At 59.3% G+C, this 14,607-nt stretch carries 10 protein-coding genes; 4 read left to right on the forward strand and 6 right to left on the reverse strand.

The window, feature by feature from the left end; translation table 11 throughout:
* Window positions 1-87 precede the first annotated feature (87 nt).
* The 6 genes from fhuB to hrpB all read right to left on the reverse strand — a co-directional run bounded on the left by fhuB (window position 88) and on the right by hrpB (window position 11,605).
* Entirely contained in the window at window positions 88-2,070 is a 1,983-nt protein-coding gene (gene fhuB / locus ABLU78_RS05735; protein WP_048230148.1) for a Fe(3+)-hydroxamate ABC transporter permease FhuB, read from the reverse strand.
* On the reverse strand, window positions 2,067-2,957 hold the full coding sequence (gene fhuD / locus ABLU78_RS05740) for a Fe(3+)-hydroxamate ABC transporter substrate-binding protein FhuD (RefSeq protein ID WP_048230147.1): 891 nt from the start codon (window positions 2,955-2,957) through the stop codon (window positions 2,067-2,069). The genes fhuB and fhuD overlap by 4 nt, the downstream gene beginning before the upstream one ends.
* Window positions 2,957-3,754, reverse strand: coding sequence for a Fe3+-hydroxamate ABC transporter ATP-binding protein FhuC (gene fhuC, locus ABLU78_RS05745; RefSeq protein ID WP_020079587.1), 798 nt, complete (start codon window positions 3,752-3,754; stop codon window positions 2,957-2,959). The genes fhuD and fhuC overlap by 1 nt, the downstream gene beginning before the upstream one ends.
* Before the next feature lie 45 nt (window positions 3,755-3,799).
* The gene (gene fhuA / locus ABLU78_RS05750) at window positions 3,800-6,010 is read right to left on the reverse strand and encodes a ferrichrome porin FhuA (RefSeq protein ID WP_032713384.1); all 2,211 of its coding nucleotides are present in this window, start codon (window positions 6,008-6,010) and stop codon (window positions 3,800-3,802) included.
* A gap of 242 nt (window positions 6,011-6,252) precedes the next feature.
* Window positions 6,253-8,805 carry a bifunctional glycosyl transferase/transpeptidase gene (gene mrcB, locus ABLU78_RS05755; protein WP_015368189.1) on the reverse strand — a complete coding sequence of 851 codons (2,553 nt, stop codon included), beginning with the start codon at window positions 8,803-8,805 and terminating at the stop codon, window positions 6,253-6,255.
* A gap of 370 nt (window positions 8,806-9,175) precedes the next feature.
* Complete coding sequence (gene hrpB, locus ABLU78_RS05760; RefSeq protein ID WP_048230145.1) at window positions 9,176-11,605, reverse strand: ATP-dependent helicase HrpB; 2,430 nt, start codon at window positions 11,603-11,605, stop codon at window positions 9,176-9,178.
* A 72-nt stretch (window positions 11,606-11,677) separates the two neighbouring features.
* Here hrpB and thpR point away from each other — a divergent pair, with 72 nt between their 5' ends.
* The 4 genes from thpR (at window position 11,678) to gluQRS (ending at window position 14,491) form a co-directional block, all read left to right on the forward strand.
* Window positions 11,678-12,214, forward strand: coding sequence for an RNA 2',3'-cyclic phosphodiesterase (gene thpR, locus ABLU78_RS05765; protein WP_048230143.1), 537 nt, complete (start codon window positions 11,678-11,680; stop codon window positions 12,212-12,214).
* The gene (gene sfsA / locus ABLU78_RS05770) at window positions 12,214-12,930 is read left to right on the forward strand and encodes a DNA/RNA nuclease SfsA (protein ID WP_015368194.1); all 717 of its coding nucleotides are present in this window, start codon (window positions 12,214-12,216) and stop codon (window positions 12,928-12,930) included. The genes thpR and sfsA overlap by 1 nt, the downstream gene beginning before the upstream one ends.
* Before the next feature lie 163 nt (window positions 12,931-13,093).
* Complete coding sequence (gene dksA, locus ABLU78_RS05775) at window positions 13,094-13,549, forward strand: RNA polymerase-binding protein DksA (protein WP_007373199.1); 456 nt, start codon at window positions 13,094-13,096, stop codon at window positions 13,547-13,549.
* A gap of 60 nt (window positions 13,550-13,609) precedes the next feature.
* Complete coding sequence (gene gluQRS / locus ABLU78_RS05780) at window positions 13,610-14,491, forward strand: tRNA glutamyl-Q(34) synthetase GluQRS (RefSeq protein WP_015368195.1); 882 nt, start codon at window positions 13,610-13,612, stop codon at window positions 14,489-14,491.
* Window positions 14,492-14,607: the final 116 nt, after the last annotated feature.

The following is a 14,607-nucleotide window of genomic DNA, read 5'->3' on the forward strand; positions in this document are numbered from 1 at the left end:
TGCGCCTTGTCCGGGCTACCAAATCGCACAACGCTGTAGCCCCGGTAAGCGCTAGCGCTACCGGGGATGTTGAGGCCATCGGGATCGTTAGCGGCTCTGCTTTCTTAATAAATAGATAAAATACGGCGCGCCGATAAACGTCGATAACAGCCCTGCCGGGATTTGGTAGGGGAACATGATCATTCGCCCGCACCAGTCGGCGAACACCAGCAGCATCCCGCCAATCAGCCCGGAAATGACCATATGCGGCATCGTCCGGCGAAAGCCCATCATCCTCGCAATGTGCGGCGCCATCAGGCCAACAAAACTTAACGGCCCAATGGTTAGCGTCGCCGTTGCCGTCAGGCTCGCCGCCAGCAGCAGCAACCCAATACGCGATGGCGTCAATGCCATCCCTACCGCTCGCGCCGCCTCGCCGCCGAGCGGCAGGATGGTCAGCCAGCGGCGACAGAGCGGCGCCAGCGCCAATAGCGCCAGCATTACCACGCCGCTACGCAGCACCATCTCAGGCGTCGCACTATAAGTCGAACCGGACATCCACGTCAGGATCTGCGCCATTCGCGGATCGCCGCTGGCCTGTAGCATCATCAATAGCATGGTGAAGGCGGTACTTAGCGCCATCCCCGCCAGCAGCATCCGGTGCGGCGAGAATCCGCCGCGCCCGGCGGCGACCAGGATGACCAGCAGCGTCGCCGCCGCGCCAAGACTGCCGGCTGGCAGCAGCCAGATAAAAGCGTTGCCCGGCACGAAGAACAGCATCAACACCACGCCGAACGCCGCGCCAGAGCTGATACCCAGCACTTCCGGGCTGGCCATCGGGTTACCGGTCAGGCGTTGAATAATACAACCCGCAACGGCCAGCATCACCCCGGCAAACAGCGCCGAGAATACCCGCGGCCAGCGCCAGGGCATCAATTGCTCCAGCAGATCGCCGCTGGCCCATTGCCACCCCTGCGCATCACGGCCAAAGGTCAGCGCGGCGGTTACCGCCAACAACATCAGCGCCAGTCCGCCCAGCGCGAACCACTGCACGTTGCGGCGCTCAATCAGCGCTTTATCGCCGCCATTCATCACCGGCGCGCTGATGCTACGCAGCCGCGGCAGCAGCCACAGTAATAAAGGCGCGCCAATCAGCGCGGTGACTGACCCGGTAGACACTTCCCGCCATATCCGGCTGAGCCAGAGAATAATTTGGTCGGAAAGCCACAGGATCAGCGCGCCAAGCAGCGCCGCCAGCACCAGCCGCGATAGCAGGCGGCGGGCGCCGAGCATTTTCGCCAGTAGCGGCGCGAACAGACCGATAAAGCCGATAATACCGACCGCGTTGACCAGCAGCGCGCTTATTACTATCGCCAGGGTCAAGACGCCAAGGCGCGCCAGAGAGAGCGCCAGCCCGAGATTCCGCGCCACGCCATCATCCAGCCCCATCAACGTTAACGGGCGTAACAACAGCAGCGTCAACATCGCGCCGCCAAGCAGCTGCGGCCACAGGCGCTGCGCCACGCTCCAGTCGGTCTGCGTCAGCGTACCGGTACTCCACAGGAACATGCTTTGCAGCTGGTCGTGATGGAAAATCACCATCAGTTGATTGACCGCGCCGCAATAGAGACTCACCACCAGACCGGCCAGAATCAGCGTCACCGGCGATAGACGTTTGCCCCACGAGACGCCGAACACCAGCGCGCCGACCAGGCAAGCGCCAGCCAGCGCGGCAAACTGCGACGCCAGCACACCGGGGATCGCCCATAGCGTCGTCACCGTCATTCCGAGCTGCGCGCCGGTGGCGACGCCGAGCGTGGTCGGCTCCGCCAGCGGGTTACGCAGTACCTGCTGGAACAGTACGCCAACGAGCCCCAGTCCGGCGCCGACCAGCAGCGATACAGCCAGCCTCGGCAGCAGGCTGTAATGGAACAGCATCTGGGCGATATTATCGCTATCCGGCTGCCACAGCGCCTGATGCCACTGCGCGTAAGGTAAAGCCACCTGAAGGTTGACGATGCTCAGCGCGAAAGCGGCAACCAGCAGTACAGCCAGCAGGATCATAGCTAACGGCGAGAAACGCGCGTTCATACTGCCCTCCCCTGCGCATCGGCCAGTACGCGGGCGAAATGCATCGCCGACAGCGTCGCGCCATAGAACCACACCGCCGGAAGACGCTGGAAACGCCCCGCACGCACGAAAGGCATCGCCTGCCACAGCGGGGTCGCCATCAGTTGGGCCATCTCCCGATCGTTGCCATGATCGAAACAGATAACATCGGCCTCTTTAAATTCCGCCAGCCGATCGATGCCTACGGTGATACTGCCCCAGAATGCCGCTTCGCCGTGCCAGGCGTTTTTGATGCCAAAGCGATCGAGCACTTCCTGGAACAGGCAGTTCTCGCCGAATACCAGTACATGGCGAGCATCAAGTAGCGAAATCATCAGCAGCGGACGATCGTCACGGTCGACAAATCGTGGACGCAGGCTTTCCATCAACGCGTCGAACTCCGCCAGATGGTGCTTCGCCTGCTGTTGCTTACCCAGCAGGTCGGCCATTTCCCGCAGCGAACGCTGGGCCATCGCCAGCGGCCGTTTGCCGTCGCTGAAGGTGAAACCGCGACCGGGCGCGATACGCGCCAGCTTTTCCGGCGACGGGCCATAGCCTGCTGACCAGACGATAAACGACGGTTTCATCTGTGTCAGCAACTCAAGATTGGGTTCAGTGCGCAGGCCGACATCAATCACCGAAGCGGGTAACGCCGGCTCATTGACCCACAGGTTGTAGTTGGGAATATCGGCTACGCCGTAGGGCGTAACGCCGAGCGCCAGCAGCAGTTCGGCCGGCAGCCACTCCAGCGCGACGACGCGCTGCGGATCAACGTTTGCCGCCTGCGCGTCGCGCATCTGCCACAGCAGCGGCGACAGCGCCATTGCCGTCAACAGGCGTCGACGTGAGAAAAAGTTCGAATTTTCCATCAATAGACAAAACTTACCGGCGCTGCGCCCGCCGGGTGCGGCAGGATCCCCATCGGGATGCCGTAGATTTGCTCCAGCGTTTCGCTGCGCATCAGCTCCGCGGGCGTCCCCTGGGCGATCATTTCGCCGCCGCGCAGCGCGACCAGATAATCGCAATAGCGGGCGGCCATATTAATATCGTGCAGGACCGCGATCACTGTCAGGCCACGCTGCTGGCTGAGACGATGCACCAGCGCCAGCACATCGACCTGATGGGCGATATCCAGCGCCGACGTCGGTTCATCGAGCAGCAAACAGCGGCTATCCTGCGCCACCAGCATGGCGATCCACGCGCGCTGGCGTTCGCCGCCGGAAAGACTGTCCACCAGCCGATGCGCCAGCGGTTTCAGCCCCACCAGCGCAATGGCCTCTTCTACTTTTTCGCGATCCGCCGCGCCGAAGCGCCCCAGCGCGCCGTGCCACGGATAGCGGCCAATCGCCACCAGTTCGCGCACCGTCATCCCTTCCGCCGCCGGCAGCTGCTGCGGCAGATAGGCCACTTTGCGGGCAAACGCCTTACTGCTCCAGCTGTCCAGCGGCTGGCCGTCCAGCAGCACATCGCCCTCGGAAGGCGGCTGATGGCGGCCAAGCATTTTCAGTAACGTGGATTTGCCGGAACCGTTATGGCCTATCAGGCCAGTGACTTTTCCTGCCGGGAAGGTCAACGAAAGGGGATGAAGCAGCGTGCGGCCAGGCACGCGAAAGGTCACGCGATTTAACGCAAACGTCGTTTCAGAGTGCGGAGTCTGTTCCTGCATAGCAACAACCTGATATTGGGCGCGGCGAACCGCGCCCGTGAGTAGTTAGAAGCGGAAGGTTGCGGTAGCAACAACCTGACGTTCCGCTCCCCAGTAGCATGCGTACTCGCTATAGCAGCTGGAGACATATTCGCGGTCAAACAGGTTGTTGACGTTGACGCCGACCGAAGACCCCGGCAGACCAAAGCGCGCCAGATCGTATTTCACCGTCGCATCCATCAGCGCATAACCGGCCACATTGAAGGAATCATTTTTCTTACCGGTGCTGGTGTCATTTTTGTAGTAGCTGACCGTCGAACCGATATAACGCGCGCCCGCGCCAATCGTCAGCCCGCTAAGCGCGGTTTCGTGGAAGGTGTAATCCGCCCACAGTGACGCCATGTTACGCGGCACTTCCGCCGGACGCTTGCCTTCGAAGACGGTGTCGTGAGTGTATTCGGCGTCGGTATAGCTGTATGCCGCGGTCAGGTTGATATTGGCATTGACCGCCGCCTTCGCCTCCAGCTCAAAGCCGCGGGAGCGGATTTCGCCGGTTTGCACGCTGAACAGTCCGGTCGGATCGTTCGGGTCTGCCGTCAGGTTCTTATCTTTAGTCAGCTGATAGACCGCCGCGGTCACCACCACCGGCATATCTTTCGGCACATACTTCACTCCGGCTTCATACTGCTTACCGCGCGACGGATCGAACGGCTTGCCGGTGCTATTGGAACCCGATACCGGTTCGAACGATTCGCTGTAGCTGAAGTACGGGGAGATGCCGTTATCGAACAGATAGTTGATCCCGCCGCGCCAGCTGAACTGCTGGTCGTGATTTTCCGCCATGCTGCTGGTGGAACGGGTGAAGGTAGATGTGGTGGCGTAATCGTAGCGGCCGCCTAAGGTCATCACCCATTTGTCCCACTCCATCTGATCCTGCGCGTACAGGCCCGTCTGCTCCATACGGTTAAGGACCGCATACGGGAAGTTGACGTTCACGTTCGGATTGCCGTACTGCGGATTGGTCATGCTAATGGCATCGGCCGTACCGTAGTCTGCATCAACGTCGTTACGCATCCGCGAGTAGTCGACGCCGGTCAGCAGCGTGTGGTTCACCGCGCCGGTGGCGAAATCAGACTGCAGTTGCGTATCAACGGTAAAGGTATTCAGGTGCTCATCGGAACGCACGTAGGCACGATTGATTTTCCCCGGCTCCTGGTAACCATTGCCGTAGACCGAACGATACAGCGTATGCACGTCGGCATAGCGTAGGTTCTGACGCACGGTAAAGGTGTCATCGAACTGGTGGGAGAAGCTATAGCCAACCATTTGCTGACGGCGCGCCATCTTGTTATCGGACTCGCCTTCGTTGAAGTCGGTCGGCAGCTTGTGGGCCTTACCGTTGGCATCGTAATACGGCACCACGGTGCCTTCGCGCGGCAGCCAGCCGTAGTAACCCGCATCCGGGTCATTCTGGAAGTTGCTCAGGAAGGTGAAATCGGTTTTATCATCCGGACGCCAGCTGAAGGACGGAGCGATGGCGTAACGGGTCGATTTCGCCATCTGCTGCTGCGCATCCTGGCTGCGGCCTAATCCGGTCAGGCGGTATGACCACACGCCGTCATCATCAATGGCGTCGCTGAAGTCGAAACCGGTTTGCCACAGGTTATCGGTGCCCATCTTAAACTGGACTTCTTTCAGCGGCTCGGTGGTCGGACGCTTGCTGACCATGCTAACGATACCGCCCGGGTTGCTGTTGCCGTACAGCACCGAGGTTGGCCCGCGCATCACTTCCACGCGTTCCAGGAAATACGGGTCCATCGAGACTTCAGAGTAGTTGTTACCCTGCAGCTTCATGCCATCCAGATACTGGTTGGTGTTCACCGTGCTCGAGGTGGTGAATCCACGAATGGTGACCACATCATAGGTGGTCGAGCTACCGCGAGTGGAGAAAACGCTCGGCGTGTAAGAGAGCGCCTCTTTAACCGTTGCCGGCTGCTTCATGTCCATCTCTTCGCGGGTCACCACGGAGATAGACTGCGGCGTTTTTTCAATGGGAGTATCGGTTTTGGTCGCCGTGGCGGAACGCTTCGCCGCGATAGTCGGGGCCGGCCCCCAGGCGCTTTCCTGGCTGGCGGGCGCCGCGGTAACGACGAGGGTTTCTTCTTTCGGTTGTTCCGCAGCCTGTGCATAAACAGACATGCCGCTAACCGCCGTGGCTACTACGACTGCGATTTTACGCAGCGAGTGATTTGGCTGAGCAGTTTTAAGACGCGCCATTGGTATATCTCTGATGAAAGTGAATGATAACGTAAACGAGAATTATTATTATGACGGGTGACATAATAGGCGAAACGCGGAATCTAAGGCAAGCGCTATGCCGGGCAGGAAGCGCCAAGGGATTAATAAATAACCAGACGGTTATTAAGGAGTTATCACGGTGTTACGCAGATGCCTGCAATAAAAAAGCCCCCTAATACCTTCGTATTAAGGGGCTGTTCAGACGTTCGGCTTAAACGGTTTTAGTTGCCGCCAAACATATCTTTAATCCAACCGGCAACGCCATCGCTCTTCTCCTGCTTCGCAGGTTGCTGTTGTTGCTGCTGCGGTTGGTTAGCAGGCTGCTGCTGCCCGGACTGGTTGAACGGGTTATTGGCTTCCTGTTGTTGCTGCTGCTGTTGCTGCAGGGCTTCGCCCTGACGGCACAGCGCATCCGGCGAGGTGGTCCACACCGGCAGCGTACGCATACCGCCGCTGCACTGGAAGTAACCATTGCTGTCCACGCCCATGTCCACCACATCTTCCGGCGGCGTCAGCGCCAGCGGCGTCGGGGTCTGGTTAGCCAGGTAGCGCTGATAAATCGACATCGCGCCGCTGGCCCCGTACAGCTTGGTCGGCTGGTTGTTATCGCGGCCAACCCAGGTAATCGTCACCTGGCTGCCATCGATACCGGCAAACCAGGTATCCACGTTGTTGTTGGTGGTCCCGGTTTTACCCGCCAGATGCAGGCCAGGATATTTGGCGCCAAGCTGACGGCCGGTACCGCGCTGCACCACCTGCTGCATGGTCCACAGGGTCATATAGGCCGCCTGCGCCGGAACGGCGCGTTCCGCCTGCGGGTAGCTCTGGTACAGCACCGTACCATCTTCAGCAATCACGGAACGCAGCGCCGACAGCGTCGCGCGGTTACCGCCGCTGGCGATGGTCTGGAATGCCTGCGCCACTTCGATTGGCGTCAGGTTAAGGGCGCCGAGGATCATCGCGGGAACCGCATTCAACTGGTCTTTCGGCACGCCCAGCTTCTGCCAGGTATCGGTGATCGCTGGCAGCCCCAGCGACATCCCGAGGTTAACCGTCGGCACGTTCATCGAACGGGTCAGGGCATCCACCAGCATCACCTGACCGCTAAAGCGGCGATCGTCGTTCTGCGGCGACCAGGTCTGGCCGTTCGACAAGCGAATCGTCACCGGCGCATCGGCAATCCACGTATTCAGGCGATACTGGTTCGGCTGGCTCAGCGCGGTCAGATAAGTGGCCGGTTTTGCCAATGAACCAATCGAACGACGCGCCTGCATCGCGCGGTTGTAGCCGGCAAATTGCGGCTCCGCGCCGCCGACCATCGCCCGGACTTCACCGGTAAAGCGATCGACCACCACCATGGCGGTTTCCAGATCCGGCAGCTTACGCTGTTTCTTCAGCACCGGGATCCCTTCAATGGCCGCTTTTTCCGCCGCATCCTGAGCCACCGGGTCAAAGGTGGTAAAGATCTTCACGCCGGAGAGATCTTTCACTTTATCGCCCAGTTTCGCCTGCAGTTCCTGGCGCACCATCTGCATGAACGCCGGCTGCGGTGAAATCACTCCGCCGCGCGGCTGCACGCCCAGCGGACGCGCGCTCAGCATATCGTACAGCTCCTGGTCGATAATATTCTGCTGCTGCAGCAGACGCAGCACCAGGTTACGCCGCTCCAGCGCCAGTTTCGGGTTACGCCACGGATTATAGATTGACGCCCCTTTGACCATCCCGACCAGCAGCGCCTGCTGATCGAGGCTCAGCTCTTCTACCGGGCGGCCAAAGTAGTACAGGCTCGCCAGCGGGAAGCCGCGGATTTCATTATCGCCGCTCTGACCGAGGTACACCTCGTTCATATACAGCTCAAGGATACGATCCTTGCTGTAACGGGCGTCAACAATGAGCGCCATATAGGCTTCGTTGGCCTTACGCCAGTAGGAGCGCTCGCTGGACAGGAACAGGTTCTTCACCAACTGCTGGGTCAGGGTACTCGCCCCCTGCACCGTACGCCCCGCCGTCAGGTTCGCCAGCACCGCGCGGCCCATTGAGTACAGGCTGATGCCGTCATGCTCATAGAAGTGGCGGTCTTCGGTCGCCAGCAGGGTATCCACCAGCAGATCCGGGAAACCGCTGCGCTTCACGAACAGGCGCTGCTCGCCGTTCGCCGACTGCAGCATGGTGATCAGGCGCGGGTCGAGACGGAAGAAACCGAACTGACGGTTGTTATCCATATTCTCGATGGTATCCAGATGATCGCCATCGAAGGTCAGACGCGCGCGCACCTGCCCCTCTTTGCTATCCGGGAAATCGAACGGACGGCGGATCATCTCGATACTGTTAGCCTGTACGGTGTATTCGCCAGGACGCGTCATTGCGCTGACCTGACGGTACTGGGTCGCATTAAGCAGGCGCACCATCTCGTTTTTGCTGATCTGCATATCCGGCTCAAGGTTGACCATCCGGCCATACACTGCCGCCGGCAGTTCCCAGACTTTACCGTCAATACGGCTGCGAATTTTCTGGTCGAGGTAGACGCCATAGGCGGCAATAATTACCGCAAAGACAATCCCCAGCTTAACCAGCAGCCACAGCCAGCTGCGCTTACGACGAGGCTTGTTGCCTTTGCCCTTTCCTTTCTTCGGCATTGGTCGTTCATCCTCATAATCGTCATCGTAATCATCGTCGTAGTCCTCTTCCCGGACCCGGCGACGGGTGACTTTTTGTTTTGCCGGGCGTGAAGGTCTCCCTTTACGTCCGATAGGCTCGCGGTCATCTCCCGCCATGCTTTTTCTCCGCAACTTTCAGGCGTAAAGGCCTGATTCTCAATACTTCCCCCTGCAGGAGGAAGAAGATATCTCTCAATTTCACACCCGCCGCGCTGCCGCGGCCGACGTCTTTCATATCATCTTCGAAGAATAATTCATTAAACAAATCATATAATTATCTGTTTAAGCTGAAGAATATCTCCGGACATAGCACGAATTGTCCAGGCCACAGAGAATAGCACTAATCCGCGCCATTCTTAACCAGCATTTTACAACCGTAAAACGCGATAAACGGTAAAATATGATGTTTTTTAATAACATAAATGTTGCGCCGCGTGACTGCGGCCAGCGATTTTCGGAACCACGCCCACAGCAAGGGCGCGGCGCCTCAGGAGTATTTTTTCGTCCGCCGGGTGGGGGCGGTGTTCGCCGGGTCATCCGGCCAGACATGTTTCGGGTAGCGCCCCTTCATCTCTTTTTGCACCTCGCGGTACGCCCCTTGCCAGAAGGCGCTCAAATCGCGGGTAATTTGTAACGGTCGCTGCGCCGGCGAAAGTAATTCCAGCACCAGGGGAACCCGCCCTTCGGCAATGCGCGGCGTCGTCGCCTCGCCAAACATCTCCTGCATCCGTACCGCCAGCGCCGGCGGGTTATCTTCATGATAGCGAATAGCGATACGGCTGCCGGTCGGCACCGTGTAATGGGTCGGCAGCTCGCTATCCAGCTTCTGGCGTAACGTCCACGGCAGCCAGTTTTGCAGCGCCTGTCGCAGGTCTACCGCCTTGAGCGCCCGAAGCGAATGCACCCCGGTCATCTGCGGCAACAGCCACGCCTCCAGCGAAGCTAACAGCGATGCGTCATCAACGGCGGGCCAGTCCGCTTCCGGCAGCCACTGCGCGGCGCAGTGCAGCCGCAGGCGCAGTTGTTCAGCCTCCGGCGTCCAGTTCAATACCCCGAGCCCCTTATCGCGAATACCGTTGAGCATCGCCTGGTGCAGCTCCGCTTCCGACGGTTTCGCCAACGGCTGAGTTTTTATCACCAGCTGGCCAATGCAGCTACGCCGCCAGGCTTTTAGCGTCCCCTGCGCTTCATCCCACTCCACGGTATCGGAGCGCTGTATCAGCTCAGGACGCTGCGCCACCAGTTGGTCAATATCCAGCGGCAGCGCCAGCAAAATTCGCGCATCGGGCGCCGAACTGCCCTGTAGTAGCAGCGGCGCAATTAGCCATTCGTGACGACCGAGCGCGTCATCGGCATCCAGCATCGCCCCCATGCCGTTAGCCAACTGATAGCGCCCTTCCTGGCCGCGTCGACGGGCGATCCGGTCGGCAAACGCTGGGGCCAGCAACGCCGCCATCCGCTCAGCATCAGGCTGACCGCCGCGGCTGGCCAGTCGCTTCAATAACTGCTGCGCCCGCTGCTGCCAGTTGCCCTGCTGGCGCGCAAACGCGGCGCCTAAGTCACTATTGCCGCCGCGCGGCGGCTCCTCAAGAATAGCGGCGAGTTTCGCCGCCGTCGCCGCATCATCCGCGGAATCGGCCGCTGTCAGCATGGCCGCCAGACGCGGGTCATTACCCAGCATCGCCATTTGGCGCCCGTGAGCCGAAAGGCGTTCGCCCTCCAGCGCCGATAACGCCGTCAACAGACGCCGCGCCGCCGCCAGATTGATCGCCGGCGGTAGATCCAGCCAGCGAAGCTCGGCCGGATCGCGGCAGCCCCACTGCAGCAACTCCAGCAGCAGCCCCGACAGATCGCTTTGCAGAATTTCCGGATCGCTCTGCGCCGCCGCGCGCTCCGCCTGCTCTTTCGCCAGCAGATGCAGGCAGATCCCCGGCTCCAGACGCCCGGCTCGACCGGCGCGCTGGGTCATTGACGCCTGGCTTATCCGCTGGGTGATTAGCCGGGTCAGGCCGGTGCGCGGATCGAAGCGCGCGACCCGTTCCTGAGCGCTGTCGACCACCAGGCGAATGCCTTCGATCGTCAAACTGGTTTCAGCGATATTGGTCGCCAGCACCACTTTGCGCATCCCGGCGGGCGCCGGGAGAATCGCTTTGCGCTGTTCGCTCAGCGGCAGCGCGCCGTACAGCGGGCATAACAGCACATCGCTGGCCACACGCTCGCTCAATTGTTCCTGTACGCGCTGAATTTCGCCAACGCCGGGCAGGAATAACAGCATCGAGCCCTGTTCCTCACGCAGCAGATCCGCGGCGGCTATCGCTACCGCTTCGGCAAAACGCTGATGGCTCGCCAGCGGCGCAAAGCGACGTTCAACCGGGAACGCGCGCCCTTCGGAAACCACCACCGGCGCCTCCGGCAACAGACGCTGCAGACGATCGTTATCCAACGTCGCCGACATGATCAGCAACTTGAGATCGTCACGCAGCCCCTGCTGGACGTCCAGCAACAACGCCAGCGCCAAATCCGCCTGCAGGCTACGTTCATGAAATTCATCGAGGATCACCAGCCCCACGCCGGAAAGTTCCGGATCGTGCTGCAAAGTACGGGTTAAGATCCCTTCAGTAACCACTTCCAGGCGGGTATTTGGCCCTACGCAGCTTTCAGCGCGCATCCGGTAGCCTATCGTTTCTCCCGGTTTTTCTCCCAGTAGCTCCGCCAGACGCTGAGCGACGTTACGTGCCGCCAGCCGCCGCGGCTCCAGCAGTATAATCCGGCCATCAATGTTGCCGTCGGCGAGGATCTGTAACGGCAGCCAGGTTGATTTACCCGCGCCGGTAGGCGCATTAAGCAACACCTGCGGCGCCTGCTGCAGGGCGGAAAGAAGTTCGGGAAGAATTGCGGCAACCGGCAATGAGGACACGAAGGGCTCCGGAGGTTAACATTCGAGGGCAAGCATTGTAGCATCCCCGTAATTCATTACCGAGTCTCTATCATGTCCGAGCCGAAACGGCTGTTTTTCGCTCTTGAACTGCCGAAAGCGATACAGAAACAGATTATTCACTGGCGCGCCGCCCATTTTGCCGACGATGCCGGAAGGCCGGTCGCCGCCGATAACCTGCATCTGACGCTGGCGTTTCTCGGCGACGTCAGCGCTGAAAAACAGCGCGCGCTGTCGGCGATGGCCGGACGCATTCAGCAACCGCCCTTTACCCTGACGCTCGACGACGCCGGCCAGTGGCTGCGTTCGCGCGTAGTCTGGCTCGGTACCCGCCAGCCGCCGCGCGGCATGCTGCAGCTGGCAAATATGTTGCGCGCCCAGGCGGCGCGGAGCGGCTGCTATCAAAGCCCGCAGCCGTTTCATCCGCATATCACCCTCCTGCGCGACGCCCGCCACGCGGTGCCGATCCCGCCGCCGGTTTTTTGCTGGCAGGTGCCGGTCAACGAATTCGTGCTTTATGAGTCCAGCTTTATCCGCGGGCGCGCCCGCTACAACGCGCTGGAACGTTATCCATTTACCAGGGAACTCTGATGCTGTTCACTCCGCCTTTGCAGTCCGCCACTTTAATTAAACGTTACAAACGGTTTCTGGCCGATGTCATCACGCCGGAGGGCCAGGCGCTGACGCTGCACTGCCCGAATACCGGCGCCATGACCGGCTGCGCCGCGCCGGGAGATACCGTCTGGTATTCCACGTCCGATAATCCTAAACGTAAATATGCGCATACCTGGGAATTAACTGAAACCCGGCAGGGGGCCGTCATATGCGTTAACACCTTGCGGGCAAATACCCTGGCGAAGGAAGCGGTACTCGCCGGAAATATCCCTGAGCTTGCCGGGTATAACATTCTGAAAAGCGAAGTAAAATATGGTGAAGAAAATAGCCGAATCGACCTTATGTTACAGGCAGAAGACCGCCGTAACTGCTATATTGAAGTGAAATCGGTTACGTTGGCGGAAAAAGAGTACGGTTATTTTCCCGATGCCGTTACCGCACGCGGTCAGAAGCACCTGCGGGAACTCATGAGCGTCGCTGCCGCGGGCCATCGGGCCGTGATTTTATTCGCCGTGCTGCATTCGGCGATAGACCGTTTCTCACCCGCGCATCATATTGATGCCAAATACGCACAGCTGTTGATAGAGGCGCAGGAAAAGGGGGTAGAAATTCTCGCCTGGAAAGCGGAACTTTCTACCAAAATGATGACTCTGAATAAGCCGATCGCCGTGGCGTTAACCCCCGGTAATTAAAAGGCTAAATTGTGTCCGGTTCGCGAGCGCAAATACGCTTTTCTTCACAGCGTTGTCAAGTGTAACGTTTAGATAATTGCTATCCGGAAAAGCATCTGCTATTTATAGCGGCCTGATTTTTCCCCCACATGGGGATCGATAGTGCGTGTTAAGGAGAAGCAACATGCAAGAAGGGCAAAACCGTAAAACATCGTCCCTGAGTATTCTCGCCATCGCTGGGGTGGAGCCGTACCAAGAGAAGCCGGGCGAAGAGTATATGAACGAAGCCCAGCTGGCGCACTTCAAGCGCATTCTTGAAGCATGGCGTAATCAACTCAGGGATGAAGTGGATCGCACCGTAACGCATATGCAGGATGAAGCTGCTAACTTCCCGGACCCGGTCGACCGTGCCGCGCAGGAAGAAGAGTTCAGCCTGGAGCTGCGTAACCGCGACCGCGAACGTAAACTCATCAAGAAGATTGAGAAAACACTGAAAAAAGTCGAAGACGAAGACTTCGGCTTCTGCGAATCCTGTGGCGTGGAGATTGGCATTCGCCGTCTGGAAGCGCGTCCAACAGCTGACCTGTGCATCGACTGCAAGACGCTGGCGGAAATTCGCGAAAAACAGATGGCGGGTTAATTCCCAGCTACCTCACTCTCTGGCGGGAGTTTCTCCCGCCTGATTCCCCTTGTGTTTAACATGACCGATTCAGACTATATAGGGCGCTTTGCTCCCTCACCTTCCGGCGAACTCCACTTCGGCTCATTAATCGCCGCCCTTGGCAGCTATCTACAGGCGCGGGCGAAAGGCGGTATCTGGCGCGTACGCATTGAAGATATTGACCCGCCGCGGGAAGTTCCCGGCGCCGCCGACACCATTTTGCGACAGCTCGATCGCTACGGTCTGCACTGGGACGGCGAGGTACTGTGGCAGTCCCAGCGGCACGATGCCTATCGCGAGCGCCTCGCCTGGCTGCGCGATCGGGATCTCTGCTACTACTGCACCTGCACCCGCGCGCGCATTCACAGCGTCGGCGGGATCTACGACGGTCACTGTCGCGATTTGCGCCTTGGCGCCGAAAACGCCGCGCTGCGCCTGCGCCAGACCCGTCCGGTACTGGAATTTTATGACCAGTTGCGCGGGACCCTCGTCGCCGACGAACCGCTGGCGCGGGAAGATTTCATCATCCATCGTCGCGATGGGCTGTTCGCCTATAACCTGGCGGTAGTGGTTGACGACCATTTTCAGGGGGTCAGCGAAATCGTCCGCGGCGCCGATCTCATCGAGCCAACGGTACGACAAATTTCGCTGTATCAACACTTTGGCTGGCCTGTACCAGATTACGTACACCTGCCGCTGGCGCTGAATGCCGAAGGTAATAAGCTCTCAAAACAGAACCACGCCCCGGCCCTGCCGGAGGGCGATCCGCGCCCGGAAATTGTGCGGGCATTAACATTTTTGAATCAGGATGTCGTTGAGGATTGGCAAGCCCTGAGTATTGACGATTTACTCAAACAAGCGATAGCCAACTGGCAGCCAGCAAAAATCCAGCATTCTCAAATGGCTCCCGCTGAGCTATGATTAGCCGCTATTTTTGCTCGTCGCCCTTCAGGTTGCCCCTGAATTTGCCGTTTAAATGCAACCTGAAGCCCATAGAGTAATGTTTTATCCGAAGTTCGTCTGACACTACGAGGTGC

The sequence above is a fragment of the Klebsiella sp. JN_Kp122 genome, assembly GCF_040062085.1.
Lineage (GTDB): Bacteria > Pseudomonadota > Gammaproteobacteria > Enterobacterales > Enterobacteriaceae > Klebsiella > Klebsiella aerogenes.